Here is a 26,305-nt window from a genome sequence, read left to right on the forward strand (position 1 = left end):
TGTTTACACTCCCTCCTCTTAGATGAGCTCGGGCGCGTTTAGGAATCTTGCTATGATTTCCAGTGTCTCCTGCTTGGCCTTTTCCAGGTCGTCGTTCACGATGATATGGTCAAACTGGGGCGCAAACGTCATTTCGTATTCTGCCTTTGCCAGTCGTTCGGCAATAGCCTCGGGTGTATCCGTGGCACGACCTTCCAGGCGGCGGCGCAGTTCCTCTACCGAGGGTGGCTGAATGAACAGGCTGAGTGCCTCTTCGCCATAGAACTTCTTGATGTTGATGCCACCTTTCACGTCAACGTCGAACACCACGTTCTGTCCGGCCTCGCGTTGGCGCTCCACCTGCTGCTTCAAGGTGCCGTAGAAGCGATCTTGATAAACCTCTTCATACTCCAGAAACTCATCGTTCTGAATCTTCGCCTTAAACTCCTCGGGTGTCAGGAAGAAGTATTCCACACCATTCTGCTCAGTGCCACGAGGTGCACGCGAGGTGCAAGAGATTGAAAAATACAATTTCAGCTCAGGATGCTCCTTCATCAGCCACTGCACGATGGTTGATTTGCCGCTGCCGGAGGGGGCAGAGACAATTAGGAGCCTCCCCCGACCCCTCCGAGGGAGGGGAGTGGCTGTCGCGTTATTGTTTGTCGTTATTGTTGGTTGACTATCCATTATTTCTCTAATCTTTTTGATTACATTTTCTGTGTTGCCTATCACTTCATCGTTGGTAAGACGAAGCACTTCAAATCCACGCTGATTCAGATAATCAGTACGTTCTTGGTCGCTTAACAGTTGGTCACCGATATAATGATATCCTCCATCTACTTCTATCACCAGTCGTTTAGGTAGGCAAACGAAATCGGGAATATACTCACCAATAGGATGTTGTCGTCTGAATCGATAGCCGAACTGTTTTCCGCGTAGCACCTCCCATAATGCCGACTCTGCTGGAGTCATGTATCGTCGATTGTCTTTAGAGAATCGACGCAGGAGATCATAGCCAAGTCCTGCTGTTTCGTATCCGTAACAAATGTCTTTCCCCATTTCTATATGAAACTTTCTGATGGTCCATGGGAGTTATAGATCCCCTCCTTCGGAGGGGTTGGGGGAGGCCCCGCTTCTTACAGCGCGTTCAGCACCTGTTCCTTGATCTGCTCCAGCTCGTCTTTCATCTGTACCACGATGTTTTGCATCTCGGCCTGATTAGACTTCGAACCAGTGGTGTTGATCTCGCGACCCATCTCCTGAGCAATGAAGCCCAGCTTCTTGCCCTGACCATGACCGTTAGCCATGGTCTCGCGGAAGTATTTCAGGTGGTTGGTCAGGCGCTGCTTCTCTTCACTGATGTCCAGCTTCTCAATATAGTAGATGAGCTCCTGTTCCAGACGGTTCTTGTCGTACTCCACGCCGGGAATCTGCTGCAGGCCTTCCACGATGCGCTGACGAATCTTCTCTACGCGGCTCTTCTCGTAGGGCTCAATCTCTGCCAGCAGACGCTCGATGTTGTCCACCTTCTCGGTGAACTTCTTCTCCAGTGCGGCACCCTCCTGCTTGCGGAAGTCCACCAGTGCAGTAATGGCACTCTCTACGGCTTGGCGTGCAGCCACCCATTCCTCATCGCTGAGCACCTCCTGTTCGGTCTTTGTCAGCACGTCGGGCATGCGGGTCAGCGTGTAGAGCCAGTCGGTTGGTTCGGGTATGCCCACCTTCTCAGCCACGCTCTTCAGCTGGTGGTAGTAGTTCTCCACCAGTGCAGTGTTGATAGGTGTGGCATCTACGCCAGCATTTTTCTCTATCCAGAGTGCGAAGTCCACCTTACCGCGTTCCAGCTGGGCGGCAATCATCTGGCGTATCTCCATCTCCTTCTCGCGATAGAGTGGGGTGATGCGTGTGGTCAAATCCAATTGCTTGGAGTTGAGTGATTTTATTTCGGCAGTGATTTTTTTGTCTTTGAATGCTACGACTGCCTTGCCGTAGCCCGTCATTGATTGTATCATTATCCTTTATTGCTAAAAAATATTCTTATTTCATCTTCCACTCTCCCTCGTGCTCTATCATCTGGACAACAATCTCTTCCTTGGTAGAGTCGGCGAAGTTGAGGTTCATGAATACCTGCATGACATTCAGCGTAGAGTCCATGCAGGCGCGGTTTGCCTCGATGCTGACCACGCCGCCATGCTCCTCCTGTTGTCTGACCAGAAACTGCTGGTAGATCTTCAGCAGTCCTTCGCGATAGCTGTCGGGCAGACTGTCTGTGAAGGCACGTCCGCCCAGGAATGCTGCGTAGTCGCCTGCCAGCAGACTGTTATAGTAGGCCAGTGCTGCCTCCTGCGCTTTCTCCTCTGGCGTCAGCTCTTTGCTGCAGCCTGCGAAGACCAGCACCAGTGTGGCAATTGCAAAAATGGTCTTCTTCATCGGCTTTTATTTCTGTCGCACAAACACGTTGATAGGCGAACCTGTCAGCGTCCAGTTCTCACGAATCTTGTTCTCCAGGAAGCGCTTGTAGGGCTCCTTGATGTACTGTGGCAGGTTGGCGTAGAAGATAAACGTAGGTATCTGTGTGTCGGGCACCTGCGATACGTACTTAATCTTGATATACTTACCCTTGATTGAGGGTGGGGGTGTTGCTTCCACGATGGGCAGCATCACCTCGTTCAGCTTCGAGGTGCCAATCTTCACCTTGCGGTTCAGGTAAACCTCCTTAGCAGTTTCCAGCACCTTGAAGATGCGCTGCTTGGTCAGTGCCGAGGCAAAGATGATGGGGAAATCAACGAATGGAGCCATGCGCTTGCGGATGGCCTGCTCGAAGGTGTCGATGACCACCTGTGACTTCTCTTCCACCAGGTCCCACTTGTTGACCACCACTACCAAGCTCTTGTTGTTCTTCTGAATCAGCTGGAAGATGTTCATGTCCTGAGCCTCGATGCCGCGTGTGGCATCGATCATCAGGATGCACACATCGCTGTTTTCGATGGCGCGGAAAGAGCGCATGACGCTGTAGAACTCCAAGTCTTCCGACACCTTGTTCTTACGACGGATACCGGCGGTGTCCACCAGGTAGAAGTCGAATCCGAACTTGTCGTAACGAGTATAGATAGAGTCACGTGTCGTGCCGGCAATGTCGGTCACGATGTGACGGTCCTCGCCGATAAAGGCGTTGATGATGCTCGACTTACCAGCGTTTGGACGACCAACCACCGCAAAGCGGGGGATGCCGTCTTCAGCCTCGTCCTTCTGCTTCTCGGGCAGTGCCTCCAGCACCTTGTCCAGCAGGTCGCCCGTACCGCTACCTGTGGCAGCGCTGATGCAGTAGGGATCGCCCAGTCCCAACTTGTAGAAGTCGTACTGGCCGTACAGGTCTTTACCATCGTCGGCCTTGTTGGCCACCAGTATCACTGGCAGCTTGGCACGGCGCAGAATCTGAGCCACATCCATGTCCCAGTCTGTCACACCGTTCTTGATGTCGCAAAGGAACAGCACCAGGTCGGCCTCTTCTGTGGCCACCAGCACCTGCTTGCGAATCTCTTCTTCAAAAACGTCATCGCTGTTGACTACCCAACCGCCGGTATCTACTACCGAGAACTCGCGTCCGCACCACTCACACTTACCATACTGACGGTCGCGTGTGGTACCAGCTTCGTCGCTCACAATAGCCTGTCGGCTGTTAGTCAGTCTATTGAATAACGTGGACTTTCCCACATTGGGACGTCCTACAATTGCTACTAAATTTCCCATAATACGTATTATTTGGGTGCAAAGTTACGAAAAAACGAGTGAAACGCAAAAGGAAAGCAAGCTTTTCTTTTCATTTCCGAGTGCTGAGTAAGTTCAGTGAAGCTAAAGTTACGAAAAATATTCCGAAACACATCGTGCTTCAGAATATTTCTTATTGTTAATCAGGATTATAGCCAAAATTGTCGAGTTCTTTTTTCGACGAGCGCCAGTCCTTATCAACCTTGACGAAAATCTCCAGGAAGATATGTTTGTCGAAGAACTTCTCCAGCGTCTTGCGGGCTTCTGTAGATACCTTCTTCAGTGCCACCCCTTGATGGCCAATGATGATGCCCTTCTGCGAGTCGCGCTCCACGTAGATCACGGCGTTGATGTGTATCTGTCGGTCGTCTTCCTTGAAACGCTCCACCACCACCTCCACCGAGTAGGGTATCTCCTTGTCGTAGTACAGCAGAATCTTCTCGCGGATAATCTCGCTGACAAAGAAGCGGGCTGGCTTGTCGGTCAACTGGTCTTTGTCGAAGAAGGCCGGACTCTCGGGCAGCAACTCCTGGATGCGCTTCAGCAGGATGTCGGTGCCGAACTTGTTCTTGGCCGAGATGGGCAGAATCTCTGCGTTGGGCAGTAGCGAGTGCCACTTCGTGACAATGTCGCCTAGCGTCTTCTGGTCGCTCTCGTCAATCTTGTTGATCAGCAGAATCACGGGGATGGTCATCTTCTGCACCTTCTCCAGGAAGTCCATGTTCTTCTCGGGGTTTTCCACCACGTCGGTCACATAGAGCAGCACGTCGGCATCGGTCAGCGCACTCTCCGAGAAAGCCAGCATCGACTCTTGCAACTTGTAGTTGGGTTTCAGCACACCGGGGGTGTCAGAAAACACAATCTGCATGTCGTCGGTGTTCACAATACCCATAATGCGGTGGCGTGTGGTTTGTGCCTTAAAGGTGGCGATGCTGATGCGCTCACCCACCAGCTGGTTCATCAGTGTCGACTTACCCACGTTGGGGTTTCCTACAATGTTTACAAATCCTGCTTTATGTTTCATATCATCTGTTTAAGTGTTGCAAATTTCGGTATTTTTCTTGTAATATGCAAATTATGTGCATCCTTTTTCACAATAATCGCCTTTCTTCCGTTTTATTTTGTACCTTTGCACCGGCAAACTTGATTATCAAAAGAATCACCAAACAGCATATCAATGAAAACAAAACATATCCTCTACGAGACACAGGGCACCTGTTCAAAACTGATTGACGTCACAGCCGATGAGAACAATATCATCCAGCAGGTGTTCTTTGTGGGTGGTTGCAATGGCAACCTGCAGGGCGTCAGCAAGTTGGTCACCGGTCAGCACATCGACGATGTCATCAGCAAGCTCAATGGCATCCATTGCGGTGCGCGCAGCACCTCGTGCCCCGATCAGCTCTGTCGTGCGCTGGAACAACTCAAGGCTGCTCCTTTGGCATAACGATATTTGTTAGCCCTTTTTCTTACTTCATCCACGCCGTTTGAACAGCCAATAGTGGTACTCTCGACGTGTAGTAGTGGCACTCTCGACGTGCGATAGTGGCGCTCTTGTTTCCGTTCTAGAGTCTAGAATTGTCATTTCTAGACTTTAGACAGCCCTCATCTAGAGTCTAGAAACGTGCATTCTAGAGTCTAGAAACCTCCTTTCTAAACTCTAGATTCAAATCAAAACAGTAACTTTTGCAAGCAGAAAGCGCCACTTTTGCACATCAATAGTGCCACTCTTGACGTGCAAAAGTGGCACTATTGTCCTCGTTCTAGCCCCTAGAAATGTCGATTCTAGCCCCTAGATACATCCATTCTAGCCCCTGGACGCCCTCATTCTAGCCCCTAGAAATACCGTTTCTAGCCCCTAGAATCAAATTCAAACAATCGCTTCCGCAACTAGAAAGCCCCAGTATTAAGCATCAATAGTGCCACTCTTAGCATGCAAAAGTGCCACTATTGTTATGTGTTGATGCTTTATTCTCTGCGTAAAAAGAATAACAAAAAATAAAAAGAACAGCAAAAATTTGGAACTTATAGAAATTGTTCTTATCTTTGCAACGTCAAAAGTTTCCTTTTTTGACTATCCGGTAAATCCGAGAGGAGCAAGCCTTTATCGACACTACTCCATAAAAAAAGAGTTGCATTGATGTGCAACTCTTTTTTGTCATATATCCTACGAAAAGTAACTGTAAATGCAAGTTCAATGATAGGACAATTATCTTAAAGTGCCAAATTCCGTAGATGATTTTTACTTGGATCCGGATGGAAAGTGATATTCCACAAATGCCTCCATGGCTTCGTAGCAGGCAAGGCCCAATTCGTCGTAGCGGCGGGCGGTGTCGCGGTTGCGGTCTTCGGCTCGCTGCCAGAACAGGCGCTCGTCGTTGCCCAGGAAGGGGGCACTCTCCATCTGACTCTGATGGCGCAGAATGGCATTGCGCTTCTCGCGCAGTTCCTCAGGCGACATGGGCACACACATCTCAATGTCGGCCACGTCCCATTCTGCCCACGCACCACGATACATCCAGATGCGACAGTCGTTGAGCCAGGCAGCACCAGCCTGTCTCTCCTGGTCGATGGCGGCCAGCACCACGTTGGTACACTTGCGGTGGGTGCCATGTGGGTCGGCCAGGTCGGCAGCCACGTAGATCTGGTGTGGCTGGATGTCGGCAATGAGCTTCTGTACGATGTGCACGTCGCGCTCGGTGACGGGCAACTTTTCTATCTTTCCACTCTCATAGAAAGGCAGGTCGAGGAAGTGTGTGTGGTCTTTGGTGATGCCGTTGTAGCCACAGGCATTGCGTGCCTCGCCACGGCGTATCAACTTCTTGACGGTGAGCACAGCAGCCGTGTCGAGGTCGCCCTCGCTCTTCTGCTTGATATAGCCCATGATGTTGCGATAGTAGCTCTTGATGACCTCGTCGCTATCGTTGGCAAAGAGCTTATTGAAACCGTTGATGAAGTGCATGTAGAGGCGCACCTCCTCGTCGGCCACGGCAATGTTGCCACTGGTCTGATAAGCAATGTGTACATCATGATGCTGCTGTATCAGTCGGCGGATGGTGCCACCCATCGAGATGACATCATCGTCGGGATGCGGCGAGAACACGATGACGCGCTTGGGGTAGGGCAGTGCCCGCTCAGGGCGTGTGCTGTCGTCGGCATTCGGTTTGCCGCCAGGCCATCCGGTGATGGTGTGCTGCAGCTCGTTGAACACGGCGATGTTGACCAGTCCGGCCTGTCCGTCGAACTGTTGCACCAGGTGCCCCAGTCCGTTGTCTTCATAGTCTTTTGTCGATAGCTTCAGCACGGGTTTCCCCACCTTGCGGCATAGCTCGATGACGGCCCGACGCAAGGCGTGGTCGGGCATCTGAATAGTAGTAGTTAGATTGAGATTCAACATAGGTATTGTTTTTAGTTTTCTTCAGGTAACAGGACGACGCCCTGCTGCTTCTTGCCGTCCATCATGATCTTCAGCGGCCGGTCAAAGCGCACGTGGCGCACGTATTCGGTCTCTTCGACGGCAGGCATAGCATCGAGGATGTCTTTTTGCAGCACACCATCGCCTGTGTAGGTGTTGATGGTGAAGTAGCCCACACCAAAAGAGGTGAGGTTCTGGAAGAAGTGAGTGCCCTGCGAGGGGTCCACATGATAGTTCTTCAAGCCCGCCTCTACAATGACGCGAGCGGCAGAGATATGCGGCCACTTCACGGGGATGCCCAGCCAGTAGTCGCTGGAGCCCCAGCGACCTGGACCAATCAGAATGTAGTTCTTGCCTTCGTCCAGGAACTTGCGGTTGATCTTCTCAATGTCGCAAGCAATCATCGGGTTGTTAGAGGCCGTGAAGTTCTCGTCGGTTTTGACGTAAACCACATCGACCACATCTTCGGAGATGCCGTGTCCCAACGAGTTGTGAGAACGCATGAGGCACTGCTCGTCGGAAATCTTCTGCAGGTCTTCGTCAAGCACCTGCTTAGAGTCAACGATAGGACGAATCTGAAGCAGATAGAACGAACCAGTAGCACCGCCCGAAGGATTGGTGGAAGTGGTGTCCAGATTGCAAGCAAACTCAATCTCTACGGGGCGACGCATCTCCTCGGCACCGAACTTCTGAGCCAGTTGCAGAATCTCGGGCAGTGGGAATACACCCTGCTGCAGCACACCGTCGAAGGTGATGACCTTGCGTCCGCCCTCGTAGATGCCAGGACGGATGATCTGGTCCATAGGGTCGAACGTAGAAGCGATGTAGCGCAGCGAACCGTCCTGGTCGGCCTGTTTCACGCGCAGGCTCTTGATGTTGAATCCGTCGTCGACCTTGAAGTCGGTGCCTACGTGCGACATGTCGAGCGCATAGAAGCGTGTCTGCGTGTCGCGTAGCGCCGTCTCCATCTCGCTGGTCTGCAGAATCTGATGCGGATGATAGGGCGATACACGCAGCGTCTGTCCGCCATCCACGATGTATTTTCCCAGTCCCAGCGCCAGTGAAGCAATGCCCTCTTCGGCCGTCTCGTCGCCAATGGGGTAGTAGTTCAGCGAGCGCAGCACACCTGAGAAGGTGGGGTAGTAGAGGTCGCCATACTGTTGGCCCACCACCTCCTGGATGATGACTGCCATTTTTTCCTGGTCGATGACGTTCTGCGTGGCCGTCATATAGGCTTTCGAGTCGCGATAGTAAACCGAGGCATAGACACTCTTAATGGCGCATGCCAGCATGCTCAGCATCTCGTACTTGTCGTCGAGCCAGGGAATCATATAGGTGGAATAGATACCAGCGAAAGGCTGGTAGTGAGAGTCTTCGAGCAGCGATGACGAACGGATAGCGATAGGCTTCTTGATGGCTTCGAAGAAGATGAAGAAGTCCTCTATCAGTGCATCGGGCAACTGCGCCTTCAGGAAGTGTTGAAGGATGACATCGTCGGGGGCATCGCTCAGGGCAATGCTCCACAGATTGTTGGAGTCCATGAACTCGTCGAAGAAGTCGGTGCAGAGCACCACCGTCTTCGGAATCTGTACAGGTGCATTCTCGAACTTGTTGAGCTCGGGATGGCGCTTGATAATATTGTCGAGAAAAGCCAAACCACGACCTTTTCCGCCCAGCGAACCATCGCCGATGCGGGCAAAGTGGGCATAGCGGTCGAACTTAGCACGGTCGAAGACGGCCACCACGCCAATGTTCTTCATCTTGCGATACTGCACGATGGCATCGAAGATGATCTGACGGTGGGCATCAACATCCTGCAACTTGTGCCAGGTGACGTGCTTCAGAAATTGCGATACAGGGAAGATGGCACGTGCACACAACCAGCGACTCATGTGGTTGCGGCGGATGTGGTGCATCAGCGAGTCGTGAGGAATCTTGAAGATGTTGTCTTGCAACTCTTTCAATGAGCGCACGCGCATCACCTCCTCTTTGGTTTCCGGGTCGCGGAAGATGAAGTCGCCAAAGCCCAGATGCTCCTCCAGCAGATTGCGCAGATCCACATTGAACTTCTTAGAGTTCTTGTCTATGAAGTCATAGCCCTCGGCCTCAGCCTTCTGCTTGTTGACGGTCTCTGAGCTCTGCAGAATCAATGGCACGAACTCGTCGTGCTTGCGAATCTCGCGAAACAGTTTCAGTCCGGCCTCGGGGTCGCCCTCTTCCATGTGCGAGAGGCGGTTCACCGATGCTTTCATGGGAAAGCGGGTATCGCTGATGACGCCCTGCACGTTGTCTTTATACTTCAGGTAGAAAGACATGGCCTCCTCGTAGTTGGTGGCCAGCACCACCTTGGGGCGTCCGCGTTTGCGCTGGGCCGCAGCATGAGGGTTCAGTGCCTCGGTCGAGAAACGCTTGCTCTGTGCTAGGATATAGTTGTAGAGGTTGGGCAGGATAGACGAGTAGAAACGAATATTGTCCTCCACCAGCAGAATCATCTGCACATCGGCCTCGCGGATGTCGTGGTCAATGTTCATCTGGTCCTCAATCAGTTTGATGATGGAGAGGATGAGGTTGGTGTTGCCCAACCAGCAGAACACGTAGTCGAAGATAGACATATCCTCGTCTTGCATGCGGCGTGTGATGCCGTGTGAGAAAGGCGTCAGCACCACGCAAGGAATCTGCGGGTGAACCTGTTTCACCTCGCGAGCCACGGTGAAGGCATCGTTGTCGGCATTACCAGGCATGCAAATCACCAGGTCGATGTCGGTGGTCTTCAGCACCTCATTGGCCTCTTCGGTGGTAGAAACCTGCGTGAAGGTGGGTGGGTAGCGCATGCCCAGTTCGGTATATTCGTCGAACACTTTCTCATCGACGCGCCCGTCGTCTTCCAGCATGAAGGCATCATAAGGGTTAGCCACGATGAGTACGTTGAAGATACGGCGAGTCATCAGGTTGATGAACGATACATCCTTCAGGTAGAAAGAATTGAATTCTTGTGGTATGTTAGCCATAATGAGTCGTATTTATAGTTTTAGCAGGGCATCGCGGCACTGTTCCATGAGCCACTTAGGTGTGCTGGTGGCACCACAGATGCCAATGGTCTCGATGTCTTTCAGCCATTCGGAGTTGATCTCTTCAGGTCCTTCGATAAGGTGCGAGTTGGGGTTCACGCGCAGACACTCGTTGAACAGCACTTTGCCATTAGAACTCTTGCGCCCGCAGACAAAGAGAATCAGGTCGTGGCGGGTGGCAAACTGCGATATGTTGGGCATGCGGTTGGCCACCGAGCGGCAAATCGTGTCGAAGCTCTTAAAGGTGGCCTCGGGCGAGATATGCGCCTGGATATACTCGATGATGCGATGAAACTCGTCGAGCGACTTGGTGGTCTGACTATACAGATAGATGTCGTGCGTGAAGTCAAGCTGTTTCACCTCTTCAAAGTTCTCGATGACGATGGCCGAGCCCTCGGTCTGACCGACAAGTCCAAGCACCTCGGCATGACCTTTCTTGCCGAAGATGACAATCTGGCTCTTGGCCGTGTCGTACTGCTGCTTGATGCGGTTCTGTAACTTCAGTACCACTGGGCAGGTGGCATCGATGATCTCGATGTTGTTCTGGCGCGCCAGTTCGTAGGTGGCGGGGGGCTCGCCATGCGCACGCAATAGTACTTTCACGTCGTGCAGCTGCTTCATATCCTCGTGCGTGATGGTGATGAGGCCCATCTGTTTCAGTCGTTCGCACTCCATGCCATTATGGACAATGTCGCCCAGGCAGTAGAGCGTCTTGCCTTTTTTCAGTTCCTCCTCAGCTTTCTTGATGGCGGTGGTCACTCCGAAGCAGAAGCCACTGCCTTCATCTATTTCAACTTGTAACATTAAGCTTTACTGTTTTAGCAATTTAAAATAATCGTCGAGCAGATCCTGGGCGGCAACGAATGACGTCTTCTGCCCGGCCAGTACCGTCTGCTCGGCAGCGTTGAGTTGTGCTTTGATCTGCGGATTGTTGTAGAAACTCAGGCGCAGATGTTCGTTGATGCTCTCGTACATCCAGTATTTAGCCTGCTCGTTGCGGCGATGGTCGAAATAGCCATTCTGCTTCACAAAGGCGAAATACTCGTAGATCATGTCCCAGACCTCCTTGACACCAGTGCCATAGAAGCCACTGTAGCACAGCACCTTGGGCGTCCAACCGCTTTCGGGCATGGGGAAGAAGTGCAGCGCGTTGAGGAAGTTGGTGGCTGCCATTTGACAGCGGTCCACATTGTCGCCGTCACATTTGTTGATGACAATACCATCGCTGATTTCCATGATGCCTCGCTTGATGCCTTGCAGCTCGTCGCCAGTGCCAGCCACCTGGATGAGCAGGAAGAAATCGACCATCGAGTGACAGGCTGTCTCGCTCTGTCCTACGCCCACGGTCTCGACGAAAATCTTGTCGAAGCCGGCGGCCTCGCAGAGGATGATAGTCTCGCGCGTCTTACGCGCTACGCCACCCAGTGACCCTGCCGATGGGCTAGGGCGAATGAAGGAGTCGGGATGTACGGCCAACTTCTCCATGCGGGTCTTGTCGCCCAGGATGCTTCCCTTGGTTCGTTCGGAAGAAGGGTCGATAGCCAGTACGGCCAGGCGACCGCCTTTCTCTTTCAGCAGGTGGATGCCAAACTCATCAATAGAGGTGGACTTGCCGGCGCCGGGAACGCCACTGATGCCGATGCGCACCGACTTGCCGCTGTAGGGCAGACATTTGTTGATCACCTCCTGAGCCTTAGCTTGGTGGGCGGGGTTGGTGCTCTCTATCAGCGTGACAGCCTGCGAAAGAATGGTGACATCGCCTTTCAGGATGCCCTCCACCATCTCGTCGGCCGTGAGTTCACGACGGCGTATGCGGTTGCGCTTCAGGTAAGGATTGATGATGGAGGGTTGCTCCACACCGCTGTTCACCTGCAGACCTGCATATTCAGAACTGTTCTCGGGGTGCTCCATAGTCTTCTTTATTTGTAGTTGATGCTGATGACCACTTTCGCATGGTCAGGATCATTGGTAATCATGAGAATACGTGGCTTAGAGCGCACCTTCTTCAGGTCGTTAGGATAGACCTTGGCTTTCAGGGTGGCTACCTCGCCAGGTTGCAGCTCGCTCTTGTTGAGTTGCACTTTCACACCCTTGGTGAAGAGCTGCATGGACGAAATCTTGAGTGGGGTGCGTCCCTGGTTGGTGATGGTGATGACGCCGCTCTTGTGCTTGGCATCCAGTGACAGTTCGCTGGATGACAGCTGCATCTTGGGCGCAAACTGCTTGTTGTTGCCGTCGAACTTAGACATGTCGGGCAGCAACACCACCGATACGGGAATCTCAATCTCGGAACGGATAGACTCGCCCAGAGTGCTGGCCAGATAGATGGATGTCTGGGTGAGTCCCATGCCATAGACCTTCTGGCTATTCAGCGTTACAATCATCTTACCCGTGCGATAAGGGCTCAGCTTCTCGGGGATGGCCTTTGCCGCGAGGTAGGGAGGCAGATGTAGCATGTTGGGTGTGATGACCGAGCTGGTGTTGTTGTAGATGTTGAACTCAGCCTGGCGCACATCGCCCTTGTTCACATCGTCGAACTCCAGATTGTTGATGTCTGCGCGCAGTCCATTCAGGTCGTAGGGATATTTCTCGGCCATGTTCTCGGTAGAAGCCTCGGCCAGGACCACACCTTTCATCTTCAGATAGACAGGTTTTATCTCCGTCTTCGACGTGCGACCGCTGGTGCGGCAATAAACGGCGATCTGCTTGTTGAAATGTCCCAGCATGCGGGCATCGTAGGTCATCGAGATGGTGAACTTCTCGCCCGAAGAGATGCTCCTCTTGGGCCATTCCGTCTTGGTGCAGCCACAGTCGGCTTTGACATTGGTGATGACGATGCTCCTGGGACCTCTGTTCTTCAGCTCAAAGGTGCCGGTGATGGGGACTTCGTAGGCCGTCTTGCCTACGTCTATCGTTTGCTTGCTGATGGTCAGCTTCTGTGCCTGAATGGTGAATGCAGTCAGGCAAAACAAGGTGAGAGTCAGTATCTTTTTCATTTTACGATGATTGTTTCTGATGCTGTTTGGCCGCGGAACTCGGGAGCATAGGCACAGCCAGCGGTGAGCGCGCCTGTCTCGTAGGTGCCGGGGCGGTCGATATAGTATTCTGTCTCGATGACGCGCTTGCCCTTGGGCAGACGGTCGAAATAATAATAGGTGGCATTGTCTTTGGGTGCGCAGTAGTAGCCATTGCGGTAGCCACTCAGTTGGTTGACGGGCTCCATGCAGGCGGCACGCTTGTCGATGACCTCGACGAAGTCCAGATCGCGCTCAGTCTTGATGATGATGCGCACTTTTACGCGGTTGCCCACCTTCAGGGGCTGGTCGGCGATGATCTCGCGCTTCACGCTGATCTCGCTGCCCTCCGACTGGATGTTGGCAGCAGGCTGCAAGAACTGTGCATAGACGGCTCCCCAACTGGTGCCAGTGGTGGTCTTTTCGGCGGTGAAGGTCTTAGCACCCTGATAGTCCTGTGTGCTCTTGACGTAGCCCAGACCAGCGGTGGCCTTTGGCATGTCGATGAGCTGATTATCTACTTTTAAGACGGTCTGAGAACGCTGGTTGCCCTGTAAGGTCTGTGAAGACTGCTGACCTAAGAAGGCATGGATGGCATTGACGCTGTTGATAGGTGTGTCCCAAGCCTGTGTACGCTTCTGCTGCAGGAGCCAGCGGCGCATCTCGTCGATCGTCGTCGTGTCGGCAGGCGTCAGGCGTTGCAGGGCTTCGATGACAGCCACCTGGGTGGGAATGCGATAGTCGCGCCAAGAGTAGGTGGCGCGTGGCGTGTCGAAGTAGCGTCCCATGTCCTCCTTGTATACCGTGTGCTCCTTGATACTCTTGAGGTAAGCAGGCGACTCGAGGCTGATGGCGGTGAGCGCTTTCTCGTAGATGGTTTGGCGCTTGATGTCTTTCTTCAGTAGTTTCTTGAGGTAGCTTTGTGCCTCGCTGACCTTGGCAGAGAGCGTTCTGCCGCTGAGCTTCGACATGTATAGATACTGCAGCGCCTTGTAGGAGGGGAACGACTGGCGATGACCCTTCTTCTCGTCTTGCTTCATCTCCTTGACCATCTTGATGATTTCCTGATCCATGAAAGAGAACGAGGCTTTCAGCATCTTCTTGACATCTTCCTGCTCGCCTGCCATCTGGTTCAGGCGTACCAGCATCTCGCTGACCTCAACGGTGATGAAGAACGACCCACTCATGCCAGGCCACCAGCTCCATGAACCATCAAACTGCTGTAGCATGTCGAGCTGTCTGGTGGCCGATGCGATGCGGGCGTTCATCAGTGAGTTGTCGAAGAAGTCGGAGAGCTGGCGCTTCTGCTCGGTCTCATGGCGGGCATCAGCCATCCAGGGCGTCTCGCTGAGTAGCAGATCCTTCAGTTCTTCGTTTTTCTCGAGAGCGCTCATCAGCGATGTCTCGTCGGTAGTCTCTTGCTTCCAGGCCTCGATGAGGTGCTTGGCCTGCGGGTTCTGCTCCAGGATGTGGCGTCCCACGGTATTAGAGTAGAGCGCAGCAGCCTGGCAGATGGCGCACTGGTCGTCGGCATGAGCCACGGTGGGCAGGGCCTGGATCATGAGCCATGCAGGATTATTGGTGTATTCGAACGTGAGTCGGGGATGTGTGGCATCGGCAGGGATCATGGCAGCCAGGTCGATGGTCTTGGTGCCAGGAACCGTCTGTGTGAATGGGATGGTGACGGTCATCTGCTCTTTGTCGGACAGGATGGGAAGGTAGTGCTGTTCGCCGTCGCTGAAGCCTTCGCCGGCAAAGGATAACTTTGCTACTACCAAACCCTGACTTTGGTTACGGCAAACATAAGGGAAAGTTACGGCAAAGGTGGAGTTTGCCGTAACCAAAGTGGTACGGCTGTCGGCGTGCAGAACTTGCATCGTTTCGGGATCGAGCAATTCCAGTTGGGCGGTGCCCTCTACAGCGTGGTCGCTGGTGTTGAAGATGCGTGCGCTGATGGTGGCCTCGTCGCCCATGCGAATGAAGCGGGGCAGGTTGGGCTGGATCATCACATCCTTCTTAGCCACGGCTTCACCCTCCAGCAGTCCATATTTCATATCTTTGGTATGAGCCAGTCCGATGAAGCGCCAGGAGGTGAGACTCTCGGGCAAAGTGAACTTCATAGAGATGCGACCATCAGCATCTGCCAGCATCTGTGGATAGAAGAAGGCCGTCTCCTGCAGGTTTTCACGCATGGAAACTTGAGGGGTAGCGCTTGTGGCCTGTGCTGACTGTGCATTGTTGGCAGTATTTTTCTTTAAACCAGCACTTCCGGTGGTAATAACATTGCCGAAAGAGCCTATTAGAGCATCGGAAGCCTCAAGGCATGCATATACTTTGGAGTCGGCATTAGTCCTTTTGACAGGAACTTCGGCCAGATTTAATCCACGTCTTGTCACGGTCGTGGCGTGAGGATACCACATGCTGGGATAGCATGAGTTGTCGAAATGACTCAACTTGAGATCCTCTACTTTCAGAAGGGTGAGCTTGCGTGTGGCAAATCTCTGAGCATTATATCCCTCCTTATAGTTCCAGCTTAGGAATGGCACAGAGAAACTGGTGAAGGGCTCGAAGCTCCATTCGTGCTTGGTGAGCTGGTCGAGACTCTTGTCGAACAGGGTGGCCATGAGCTGGGTACCTCCCGCTGTGACAGGGTCAACCTTCAGGGTCCATTCCTCTTGCTGACCAGGTGTGAGCCTGTCGCGGAACGTCTCCCAGTGCAGTTTCAGTTTCTTGTCTTCCATCGGGCGGAGGATGGTGAAACTGTGAGTGTAAACGCGTCCCTCCTTGGCCCATGCGTAGCTCAGGGATAGACCATCGCCATAAGTGGGCTTGTAGGTCAGCTTGCGGTTGATAAGCTCGTTGGACTTGTCAACAGAGCCTTGCTCGATGATGGCGTCGCCTGCTGCAATGGTGTAGATGATGTGTACATCCTTGGCAGAAGAGCCTATCTGGAGGGTAACGGGCGTGCCGTCATTCGGGAAACGTTCGTCGGAGAGGTAGAACCAGTCGTCGGTCTCTTCTGCCGGCTTCGTATCGTTGAGTGAGAAGATGACGAACGACTTTTCAACGACCTCATCTTCGTATTCAGCCTTGAGTGTGTGCTTACCGCTCTTCAGGTGGGGCAGGTTGATAGCTGCACGGGTCTCTATGGTTCTCCATTTTCCGCCATCCAACTGGTAGCGAACCTTGCGTATAAGGTCGTTGCCAGCAGCATTTCTGAGGTGTAATGTGGGCAGTGTCATCTTCTCGGCCAGCATCTTGTCTTCCACGTCAATGCTCAGTGCAGTCTTGCGATTGCCAAGAGGAACCGTGAGTTCGCCGTGGCGTGTCTCGCCAGCCATGTCTGTGACGTCGGCAGTCACAATGAAGTTGCAGAAGAAAGGATGCTCGGTTTCGGGCATCGTCAGTGGTAGCTTGACCTCGAACTGGCCGTTGGTATCGGTCGTGGCCTTGCCCGTGGCGATGGTCTCGTCTTGCAGTTGGTTGCCAAACCACAGGGTGTCCCAATAGCGCATGTTGGCAAACCACCACCAGGCACGACGACGCTCTACGCGATAGGTCACCTTGGCGTTTTGAACAGGTATGCCGGCATAGTTCTTGGCCGATGCGTTGATGGTAAGTGTATCGCCAGCTTTGTAGTCTTGCTCCACCTTGGGAAACTCGACCAGGAACGTGGGGCGCTTGTATTCTTCCACGCGGAAGTAATGGTTCTTGCCGTCAACACGCAAGTGATAATGACCTGTCATGCCCTTGGTGGGCAGGGCAAATTCGGTGCTGACGGTGCCAAACGAATCGGTGAGAAGTTGTTTCTCCTCCAAAAGGGTGCTGTTGGCATCATATAAAGAGGCTGTGAGCTTCTTGCCGCTTAGCACACGGTGGGCGTTGTCTTTAGTGGTGAGATAGGCAATGGCAGCCATGTGAACTTTCTGACCAGGACGATAGATGGCCCGGTCGGTCATGATCTCGACAAAGTTGATGTCGCGTGTTTCTTTCTTGGAGGAATAAAGACGGTAGGAGTAAGAACTTGGAAAGAATGGGTCGTCCTTAGTCGAAGCATATGCTTCTGCGCGCTGATCGTCCTTGAACTGATAGAAACATTCACCCTTTGCGCCAGTGGTGAGTGTGGTGACCTTGTCATTTGTAGTCAGACGGACAGAAGCACCAGCTATAGGTTGGCCCGTGGTGGCGTTGACAACCACATAGCGCGTGTAGTTGTTGGGCTGGCTTTGCGAAAGCAAACGGACGTTGCTGACGAAATAGAGAAATCGTGCGGTAGATGTAGTGGGACGCGATGTGAACTCAAGCAGATAGATGCCTGCTGGCAGACCAGGAAGTGTGAGGGAGTCGTTAAGTAGCTCGTATCCTTTCCAGTCTGAATACTGACGCTTACAACTGAAAGGTGTTGTGGTGAGAAGTGGCTTAAGTTTCTCATAGTCACCGACATTGTTGGGATTCAACGTGATGTTTCCATCGGCTTTCACCTTGTAGATCTGCATCGACAGCTGGTTGATGCCTCTCAGATTTTGGATGGCAATCTTCTGCTCATGGTCAGGGATGGTGATGTGCTTGCCGATACTGACGGAGAACCGTTCCTGGACCAGTCGCATGCGGGCATTGCGCAATTCGTTCATGCGTGGCCAATTGCCCCAGCGCTGCAGCGCATTGTCGATGAAGGCAATGCGCTCGGCGACATCGGCATACGACATCTTCTCATAGCGGCTGATGGCTGCTTCGCCGCAAACGTCCAGGTCGCCATAGCAGGTCATGAGCGAGTCGAGCTGCCGGGGGGTGGCGTCGACGATGGCCGTGAGAAGCTGTGCCTCGCGGTTGGACGTGGTCAGATAGTATTTGTGAAGTTTCTTGGTCTGACCGGTTTCGTAGCCAATGATACTCAGCAGATCGTCGTTGAAGAAATGGCTATCTTTCCCTTTGATGACAAAAGGCGTATAGTCTGTTGTCTTTGTGGCGGCTAAAACGTCTGGGTGGGAAAGTGCCTTCTCGCGATAGCTCGCGGCTTGTTGTCTGGCATCGTCGAAAGACTGCGCATTGTTTTCATATATCGTTGTGAGTACAGCATCATAGACGGCTTGAAGCGCCCACTTGCCTTCTGCCTTCTGCTCGCGTTGCTCCAAGCGTTCAACGGCAGACTTCAGTGAGTCAACAGAGATGGTGGTGATGGCTTTGGCTTCTGAAAGTTCGGCTTTCAGCAGTTGGCCGTAGTTCTTTTCTTTCTCTGCTTTATGGGCAATTTTTTTAAGAATGGTGATCTGTGTGCGAGGCAAATCTTTTTCTTCAGCATCGTTGGCCTGTTTCCAAAGATTAGCATAGGTCAATTTGGATTGACCATACAATAAGGTGGTTGATGCCATCAGCAGGATGGCTGTAATCATTATATACTTCTTCATTGGAGCTCACATTTTGAGCAAAGTTACAAATAAATATTGATACACGGGGGGAATGTAGCGTTAAAAAAAGAAAGTTTAACGAAATAAGACGAGTGCTTGGCTGCTGAGGGCGCTTGTCTGGTGGTGACAAATTGTCATACATGATTGTCGTTTTGTCTGTGTTTGGGCTTGGGCATACAGTTTGAGGAACTTGGGTAGAACGAATTAAATAATTGGAAAGGAGAATATTATGACATTTGAAAAGTTTACAATCAAAGCGCAGGAGACTATTCAGCAGGCTGTGAACATAGCTCGCAAGAACAGTCAACAGTCCATTGAGCCTGTTCACTTGTTGAAGGCACTGATGGATAAGGCGCAAGACATCACCAACTTCGTGTTCCAGAAGTTGGGTATCAATGTGCAGCAGTTAGACGTGCTGGTTTCGCAAGAGCTCCAGCACCTGGCACGTGTGCAGGGCGGGGAGCCCTATTTGTCGAACGACAGCCAGAAGGTTTTGCAGAAGGCGGAAGATCTTTCTAAGGAGATGGGCGACGAGTATGTGTCTTGTGAACCCATTCTATTGGCACTGCTTGTCGTTAACTCAACGGTGAGTCGTATGCTGAAAGATACCGGTGCTAATGAGAAAGACATGCGTCAGGCCATTCTGGAACTACGTCGTGGACAGAAGGTGCAAAGCCAGAGTGCAGATGATAACTATCAGTCGTTGGAGAAGTACGCCAAGAACCTGGTGGACCTGGCCCGTGCAGGAAAGCTCGACCCAGTGATTGGTCGTGATGATGAAATCCGTCGTGTGCTGCAGATCCTCTCACGTCGTACGAAGAATAATCCTATTTTAATAGGTGAACCTGGTACGGGTAAAACGGCTATTGTGGAAGGACTGGCTCAGCGTATTGTACGTGGTGACGTGCCAGAGAACTTGAAAGACAAGCAGCTCTTCTCGCTTGACATGGGTGCTCTGGTGGCTGGCGCGAAGTATAAGGGTGAGTTCGAGGAACGCCTGAAGAGTGTTGTCAATGAGGTCACGGCTTCTGAGGGCCGCATCATCCTGTTTATCGATGAGATACACACCTTGGTAGGTGCAGGAAAGGGTGAAGGCGCGATGGATGCTGCTAACATTCTGAAACCTGCGTTGGCACGAGGTGAACTGCGTTCTATCGGTGCTACGACGCTCAATGAGTATCAGAAGTATTTTGAGAAGGACAAAGCGCTGGAGCGTCGTTTCCAGACGGTGATGGTGGATGAGCCGGATGAACTCTCGGCCATCTCTATTCTGCGTGGTCTGAAAGAGCGCTACGAGAATCATCACAAGGTGAGAATACAGGATGATGCTTGTATTGCAGCCGTACAACTGTCGGAACGCTATATCACAGAGCGTTTCCTGCCGGATAAGGCTATCGACTTGATGGATGAGGCTGCTGCCAAGTTGCGTATGGAGCGCGACTCGGTGCCTGAGGAACTGGACGAGATTATGCGTCGTTTGGCTCAGTTGGAGATAGAGCGGGAAGCGATCAAACGTGAGGGCGATCAGCCTAAGATCGCTCAGTTGGATAAAGAGATTGCAGAACTGAAAGAGCAAGAGACGCAATTCCGTGCCAAGTGGGAAGGCGAACGCCAACTTATTAATAAGATCCAACAGGATAAACAGGAAATGGAGAACCTGAAGTTGGAGGCTGAGCGTGCTGAGCGCGAGGGCGACTATGGTAAGGTGGCAGAGATCCGCTATTCGAAACTGAAGGTTCTGGAGGATGATATCAAGGCTATTCAAAATCAGCTGTCCAGCGCACAAGGCGGTAACTCGCTGGTGCGTGAAGAGGTTACGGCCGATGATATAGCTGAGGTGGTGAGCCGTTGGACGGGCATCCCCGTGACCCGCATGATGCAGAGCGAACGCGAGAAACTGTTGCATCTGGAGGAGGAACTGCATAAACGTGTGATTGGTCAGGAGAAGGCTATCACGGCCGTGAGTGATGCTGTGCGTCGTTCACGTGCAGGACTGCAAGATCCCAAGCGACCGATTGCTTCATTCATCTTCCTTGGTACCACGGGTGTTGGTAAGACGGAGCTGGCAAAGGCACTGGCAGAATACCTGTTCAATGATGAGACGATGATGACGCGTATCGACATGTCTGAGTATCAGGAGAAACATACGGTCAGCCGACTCATTGGTGCGCCTCCGGGATACATTGGTTATGATGAGGGTGGACAACTGACGGAGGCTGTGCGTCGCAAGCCTTATAGTGTGGTGCTCTTCGACGAGATAGAGAAGGCACATCCCGATGTGTTCAACATCTTGTTGCAGGTGCTGGACGACGGTCGTCTGACGGATAACAAGGGACGTACGGCCGATTTCAAGAACACCATTATCATAATGACAAGTAATGCTTCGCGCGAGCAGCTCCGACTGAACATGCGTCCCGAGTTCCTGAATCGTATTGACGAGATCATCACCTTCCAGCAGCTGTCAAAAGAAGAGATAGCTCAGGTGGTTCGTCTGCAACTAGGACGTGTACAGAAGATGTTGGAGCCACAAGGTTTCCAGTTGCAAGTCAGCGATCATGCTGTGGCATGGCTAGCGGAAGAGGGCTACGATCCCGACTTTGGAGCACGACCCGTGAAGCGAGCTATCCAACAGTATCTGCTCAACGACCTGTCGAAGAAGATTCTGGCAGAGGAAATAGACCGAGAAAAACCGATTGTGGTCGATGAGTTTGGAGATGGATTGGTGTTCCATAACTAAAAAAAGACGTTTGGTTTTCTGAAAAAAGTAAAAAAGAACACTTTCCGTGACGGAAAAGTTTTGCGCAAAGCAAATTAATTGCTAACTTTGCCGCATCATATGAGAAGGATAACACAAAGATTAAGAATGTCAGCCATCTTGCTAATACTGCTGATGCTGATGGTAGCTGTTGAAGCACAGGCTCAGATTACGGGACACGTAATAGATGCCGGTAATGGTAAGCCTGTTTCAATGGCTAGCATCATTTATCGCAGCAACAAGGTGGCTGTTCGCGCTGATAGCTTAGGATATTTTAAGATTGAACGTCATCATGGATGGCGATTGACGGTCAGCGCTGTTGGCTATAGCCCCAAGGTGATAAATATAGATAGTAAGACACCTGCAAATCTGGTGGTTCGTTTGAAACCCAACTCGAAGGTGCTTCAGGAAGTGAAGGTCAGTTCGAAGAAAAGATCGAAGTACAGTCGTAAGAACAACCCTGCTGTAGAACTGATGAAGAAAGTGATTGCAGCAAGGAAGAAGACCGATCTAAAGAATCATGACTATTATCAGTATAACAACTATCAGAAGATTATGTTCGGACTGAACGATCTGAAGTTGGATACCCTCGAGTCGAAACTGTTTCAGCGTCATCCCTGGTTGCTTAATCAGGTGGAGGTGAGCTCCTATAACAATAAGCTCATATTGCCACTGTCGGTAGAAGAAAAGGTAACGCAGGAGATCTATCGTCGCGACCCGCATACAGAGAAAAGTATCATCAAAGGTGAGACGTCAACGGGTGTCAACGACCTTTTCCAGACGGGCGATATTATCAATCAGGTAATGGCCGAATGTTTTACGGATATCGACATCTACGAGGATGATATCCGTCTGTTCCAATATCCGTTTACTAGTCCTATAGGAAAAGACGCTATAGCATTTTATCGTTATTATATCTCGGATACTACGATGGTAGGCACTGATCGTTGTATCATGCTTGACTTTACCCCCAACAATCAGCAGGACTTTGGTTTTCGTGGTCGTTTGTATGTGCTTGATGACTCCAGTTATCAGGTGAAGCGTTGCGAGCTGACCATTCCGAAGACTACCAGTGTGAACTGGGTGGAGAACATGCAGAGCATTCAGGAATACACCAAGCAACCTAATGGCGACTGGGTCCTGACGGTAGATGACATGATGGTGGAACTCTATCTCTCTAAGCTATTGTCGAAGTTCATTGTGGTGCGTACGACACGCCATAGTGACTATGATTTCACAGAGGTGCCGCGCCAGTTGTTGAGAGGTAAGAAGAAGGTGCTAAAGGATGCCTATGCCGAGATGCAAGATGATGATTTCTGGGCTAAATATCGACAGGTAGAACTGACAAAGAGTGAAAGCTCAATGGATAGTTTTGTGAAGAACCTGCAGCAGATCAAAGGATTCAAGTATGCCATCTTTGCTTTGAGAGCTCTTGTAGAGAACTTCGTAGATACTGGCACTAAGGACCATCCATCGAAGGTGGATATCGGACCTATCAATACGATCGTTTCCCAGAATTTCTTTGATAAGTGGCGCTTGCGTGCTTCGGCCCAGACAACGGCAAACCTGCATCCGCATCTGTTCTTGAAAGGCTATTATGCCCGTGGTATGGAGTCGAATCAGAACTACTATGATGCACAGCTCACTTATACGTTCAACCGTCCTGGCTATCTGCCTCGCGAGTTCCCGCGTAAGGCATTATACGTAGAGTCCATGCGCGACGTGATGCTGGCTAGTGATAAGTTTATTCAGACGGATAAAGATAACCTGTTCACCTCGTTGAAGTTTGCCGAGATGGACAAGATGTTCCTCTATAACAGACAGCAGCTTGGTATTGACTATGAGATGGAGTGGGGACTGAAGCTCTTTGGTAATGTGAAAACTGAAAAGTTGCAGCCTATTGGCAACTTGTCTTTTACGACGCTCCATGACATGGCTAATCCTACAACGTATTATGAGCAGCCCAAGATGACGGGACTGAGCCATCAGTCTATGCGCTATACCGAAGCTACTGTGGGATTCCGACTGGCTCCTGGCGAGACCTTCATCAATACCAAACAGCACCGTTGGCCGCTCTCACTTGACGCACCAGTGTTCCGCTTGCAGCATACCATGGGTTTCGATGGCGTGCTGGGTGGACAGTATCGTTATAACTTCACTGAGGGTGAGTTCTACAAACGCTTCTGGCTGCCCATGAACTGGGGTAAGTTTGGTGTCAGAACCAAGTTTGGTGCCCAGTGGAATCAGGTGCCTTATCCCTTGCTGATTATGCCTGTGGCTAACTTAGGCTATGTGCTCGAGGACGAGACTTTCAACCTGATTAATAATATGGAGTTCCTGAACGACCGTTACATCTCTGTGATGGCCGACTGGGACCTTAACGGCAAACTGTTTAACCGCATTCCTTTCCTCAAGCGTCTGAAATGGCGCGAGTTTATCAGCGCCAAGATGTTGTGGGGAAGCTTGTCGGATAAAAACAATCCATTCTTGGCAGAGAACCAGTCGAGCGATGTCCTGATGATGTTCCCCGAGGGTAGTCATGTGATGGATAAGAGCCGTCCTTACTGGGAGGTATCTGTAGGCATACACAACATTTTCAAACTCCTCCATGTGGAGTATATTCGCCGACTCAGCTATAATGAGTTGCCCACCGCTCATAAGCAGATTGTGAAATTTACGTTTAGGGCGTCATTCTAAGATAGATAATAGTAAGTAATGTTTATTTAACCAATACAAATTAAAACAATGAAACAATCAACTGTAAAACCAGCCGAGGGTAAACTCGGCATCATGGTTGTGGGTAATGGTGCTGTCGCCACAACTTTCATGACTGGTGTTCTGATGGCTCGTAAAGGCCTGACTAAGCCCATTGGTTCTATGACGCAGTATGACAAGATGCGCGTGGGCCGTGGTGCAGATGCAAAGTACTTGAAGTATGATGAGATCGTGCCAATGGCCAAGCTCGATGATATTGTGTTTGGCTGTTGGGATGTCTATCCTCAGAATGCTTTCCAGAGTGCTATGTATTGCGAGGTGCTCAAGGAAAAGGACATCATGCCGGTACATGAGGAACTGGAGAAGATCGTTCCCATGCCTGCCGCTTTCGACAAGAACTATGCTAAAAGACTAGATGGTGACAACGTGAAGGACTGCAAGACACGTTGGGAGATGGTAGAGCAGTTGCGTGAGGATATCCGCAACTTCAAGGCTGCCAACAACTGCGCACGTATCGTAGTGCTCTGGGCTGCTTCTACCGAGATCTATGTGCCTGTTTATGAGCCTGTACATGGTACACTTGAAGCACTCGAGAAGGCTATGAAGGCCGACGATCGCGAGCATGTGGCTCCCTCTATGTGTTATGCCTATGCTGCCCTTACCGAGGGTGCTCCCTTCATCATGGGTGCTCCCAACACCACTGTCGATATTCCTGCTATGTGGGAGTTGGCTGAAAAGACAAAGATGCCTATTGCCGGTAAGGACTTTAAGACAGGTCAGACATTGGTGAAGAGTGGCTTCTCGCCCATTATTGGCACACGTTGCCTGGGCTTGAATGGTTGGTTCTCTACCAATATCCTGGGCAACCGCGATGGTCTGGTGCTCGACGAGCCTGCTAACTTCCGTACGAAAGAGGTTTCCAAGTTGTCAACCCTCGAGACCATCCTGCGTCCTGATTTGCAGCCCGACCTCTATGGTCATGGCAACGATGAGGACACACAGTATTATCATAAGGTGCGCATCAACTATTATCCCCCTCGCAACGACAATAAGGAAGGATGGGATAATATTGATATCTTTGGCTGGATGGGCTATCCCATGCAGATCAAGATCAACTTCCTCTGCCGCGACTCTATCTTGGCCGCACCACTCTGTCTGGACCTCTGTCTGCTGAGTGACTTGGCTGCTCGTGCCGGTCGTTATGGCATACAGCGCTTCCTCAGCTTCTTCCTGAAGAGCCCTATGCACGACTATACAAAAGGCGAGCTCCCCGTCAACCACCTCTATCAGCAATATACGATGCTGAAAAATGCCATCCGCGAAATGGGAGGCTACGAGGCTGACGAAGAGCTCGACTAATTTCTATCTTAATAACCTGCTGTTTGATTACAGCAGGTTATTTTTTTCAATATCCTTGAAGTAACGGTAGGTGCCCACCTTCAGTTCTTCGCAGGCAGCATCATCTGCCACGATGATGCCGTGCTGGTGCATCTGCAGAGCACTGATGGTCCACATGTGGTTTACACTTCCTTCTACAGCTGCCTGCAGAGCGCGACATTTAGCATGACCGTTTACCAGGATCATCACTTCCTTGGCAGCCATCACAGTTCCAACACCTACGGTCAGAGCGGTCTTAGGCACCTTGTTGATGTCGTTGTCAAAGAAACGACTGTTGGCAATGATGGTATCGGTGGTCAGTGTCTTCTGGCGTGTGCGGCTGGTCAAGCTTGAGCCAGGCTCGTTGAAGGCAATGTGTCCGTCGGGACCAATACCACCCAGGAAGAGGTCAATGCCGCCAGCTTCCTCAATCATCTGCTCATAGTGTGCGCACTCGGCCTCCAAATCCTTGGCGTTACCATTCAGAATATGGATATTCTCTTTGGGACAGTCGATGTGATCAAAGAGGTTGCTGAACATGAATGAGTGATAGCTTTCGGGGTGATCCTCAGGCAGACCTACATATTCGTCCATGTTGAATGTCACCACGTTCTTGAACGATACTCTTTCATCCAGATAGGCTTTTACCAAGGCTCTATACATGCCGATAGGCGAAGAACCGGTAGGAAGTCCTAATACAAAAGGCTTTTCTTTTGTAGGGTTAGCAGCGTTAATTCTCTCAATCACATGATTTGCTGCCCATTGTGACATCAAATCATAATTAGGTTCAATAATTAATCTCATGATTT

At 51.3% G+C, this 26,305-nt stretch carries 15 protein-coding genes and 1 pseudogene; 4 read left to right on the plus strand and 12 right to left on the minus strand.

Translation table 11 applies throughout. The features are described from left to right. Window positions 1-18 precede the first annotated feature (18 nt). The 5 genes from gmk to era all read right to left on the minus strand — a co-directional run bounded on the left by gmk (window position 19) and on the right by era (window position 4,771). Entirely contained in the window at window positions 19-1,038 is a 1,020-nt protein-coding gene (gene gmk, locus T496_RS14605) for a guanylate kinase (protein WP_081783494.1), read from the minus strand. A gap of 77 nt (window positions 1,039-1,115) precedes the next feature. Beyond that, a complete protein-coding gene (locus T496_RS0101365) occupies window positions 1,116-1,991 on the minus strand; it encodes a YicC/YloC family endoribonuclease (protein ID WP_027449154.1) in 876 nt (291 codons plus the stop codon). 25 nt (window positions 1,992-2,016) lie between these two features. Continuing rightward, a complete protein-coding gene (locus T496_RS0101370) occupies window positions 2,017-2,409 on the minus strand; it encodes a hypothetical protein (protein ID WP_027449155.1) in 393 nt (130 codons plus the stop codon). 6 nt (window positions 2,410-2,415) lie between these two features. Then, window positions 2,416-3,729: a ribosome biogenesis GTPase Der gene (der, locus tag T496_RS0101375; RefSeq protein ID WP_027449156.1), complete on the minus strand. Its 1,314-nt coding sequence runs from the start codon at window positions 3,727-3,729 to the stop codon at window positions 2,416-2,418. A 157-nt stretch (window positions 3,730-3,886) separates the two neighbouring features. Beyond that, window positions 3,887-4,771 (minus strand): GTPase Era, encoded by an 885-nt coding sequence (era, locus tag T496_RS0101380; protein WP_027449157.1) that lies wholly within the window; start codon window positions 4,769-4,771, stop codon window positions 3,887-3,889. Window positions 4,772-4,924: 153 nt separating this feature from the next. Between era and T496_RS0101385 the strand changes: the two genes are divergently transcribed. Further along, window positions 4,925-5,194, plus strand: a complete 270-nt coding sequence (locus tag T496_RS0101385; protein WP_027449158.1) for a TIGR03905 family TSCPD domain-containing protein — start codon at window positions 4,925-4,927, stop codon at window positions 5,192-5,194. A gap of 795 nt (window positions 5,195-5,989) precedes the next feature. Here the strand turns inward: T496_RS0101385 and T496_RS13155 are convergent. From T496_RS13155 to T496_RS0101415, 6 genes and pseudogenes are all read right to left on the minus strand, one after another. Next, window positions 5,990-7,129, minus strand: a pseudogene (locus T496_RS13155) (PIG-L family deacetylase); the annotation flags it as partial. A 26-nt stretch (window positions 7,130-7,155) separates the two neighbouring features. Beyond that, a complete protein-coding gene (locus T496_RS0101395; RefSeq protein ID WP_027449159.1) occupies window positions 7,156-10,170 on the minus strand; it encodes a PEP/pyruvate-binding domain-containing protein in 3,015 nt (1,004 codons plus the stop codon). Between the two features lie 12 nt (window positions 10,171-10,182). Then, window positions 10,183-11,034: a 4-hydroxy-3-methylbut-2-enyl diphosphate reductase gene (locus T496_RS0101400; protein WP_027449160.1), complete on the minus strand. Its 852-nt coding sequence runs from the start codon at window positions 11,032-11,034 to the stop codon at window positions 10,183-10,185. A 6-nt stretch (window positions 11,035-11,040) separates the two neighbouring features. Next, window positions 11,041-12,141, minus strand: a complete 1,101-nt coding sequence (meaB, locus tag T496_RS0101405) for a methylmalonyl Co-A mutase-associated GTPase MeaB (RefSeq protein ID WP_027449161.1) — start codon at window positions 12,139-12,141, stop codon at window positions 11,041-11,043. Window positions 12,142-12,149: 8 nt separating this feature from the next. Further along, complete coding sequence (locus T496_RS0101410) at window positions 12,150-13,226, minus strand: DUF1573 domain-containing protein (protein WP_027449162.1); 1,077 nt, start codon at window positions 13,224-13,226, stop codon at window positions 12,150-12,152. Then, window positions 13,223-18,649, minus strand: coding sequence for an alpha-2-macroglobulin family protein (locus T496_RS0101415; RefSeq protein ID WP_027449163.1), 5,427 nt, complete (start codon window positions 18,647-18,649; stop codon window positions 13,223-13,225). Before T496_RS0101415 ends, T496_RS0101410 begins: the two co-directional genes overlap by 4 nt. Before the next feature lie 229 nt (window positions 18,650-18,878). Here T496_RS0101415 and clpB point away from each other — a divergent pair, with 229 nt between their 5' ends. The 3 genes from clpB (at window position 18,879) to T496_RS0101430 (ending at window position 25,478) form a co-directional block, all read left to right on the plus strand. After that, complete coding sequence (clpB, locus tag T496_RS0101420; RefSeq protein WP_027449164.1) at window positions 18,879-21,386, plus strand: ATP-dependent chaperone ClpB; 2,508 nt, start codon at window positions 18,879-18,881, stop codon at window positions 21,384-21,386. A 126-nt stretch (window positions 21,387-21,512) separates the two neighbouring features. Beyond that, entirely contained in the window at window positions 21,513-24,101 is a 2,589-nt protein-coding gene (locus T496_RS0101425) for a DUF5686 family protein (protein WP_044110324.1), read from the plus strand. Window positions 24,102-24,149: 48 nt separating this feature from the next. Beyond that, a complete protein-coding gene (locus tag T496_RS0101430) occupies window positions 24,150-25,478 on the plus strand; it encodes an inositol-3-phosphate synthase (RefSeq protein ID WP_027449166.1) in 1,329 nt (442 codons plus the stop codon). 27 nt (window positions 25,479-25,505) lie between these two features. Here the strand turns inward: T496_RS0101430 and nagB are convergent, their stop codons facing one another. Further along, window positions 25,506-26,300, minus strand: coding sequence for a glucosamine-6-phosphate deaminase (gene nagB, locus T496_RS0101435; protein ID WP_027449167.1), 795 nt, complete (start codon window positions 26,298-26,300; stop codon window positions 25,506-25,508). Window positions 26,301-26,305 lie beyond the last annotated feature (5 nt).

The organism is Xylanibacter brevis P6B11 (assembly GCF_000621825.1).
Taxonomy (GTDB): domain Bacteria; phylum Bacteroidota; class Bacteroidia; order Bacteroidales; family Bacteroidaceae; genus Prevotella; species Prevotella brevis.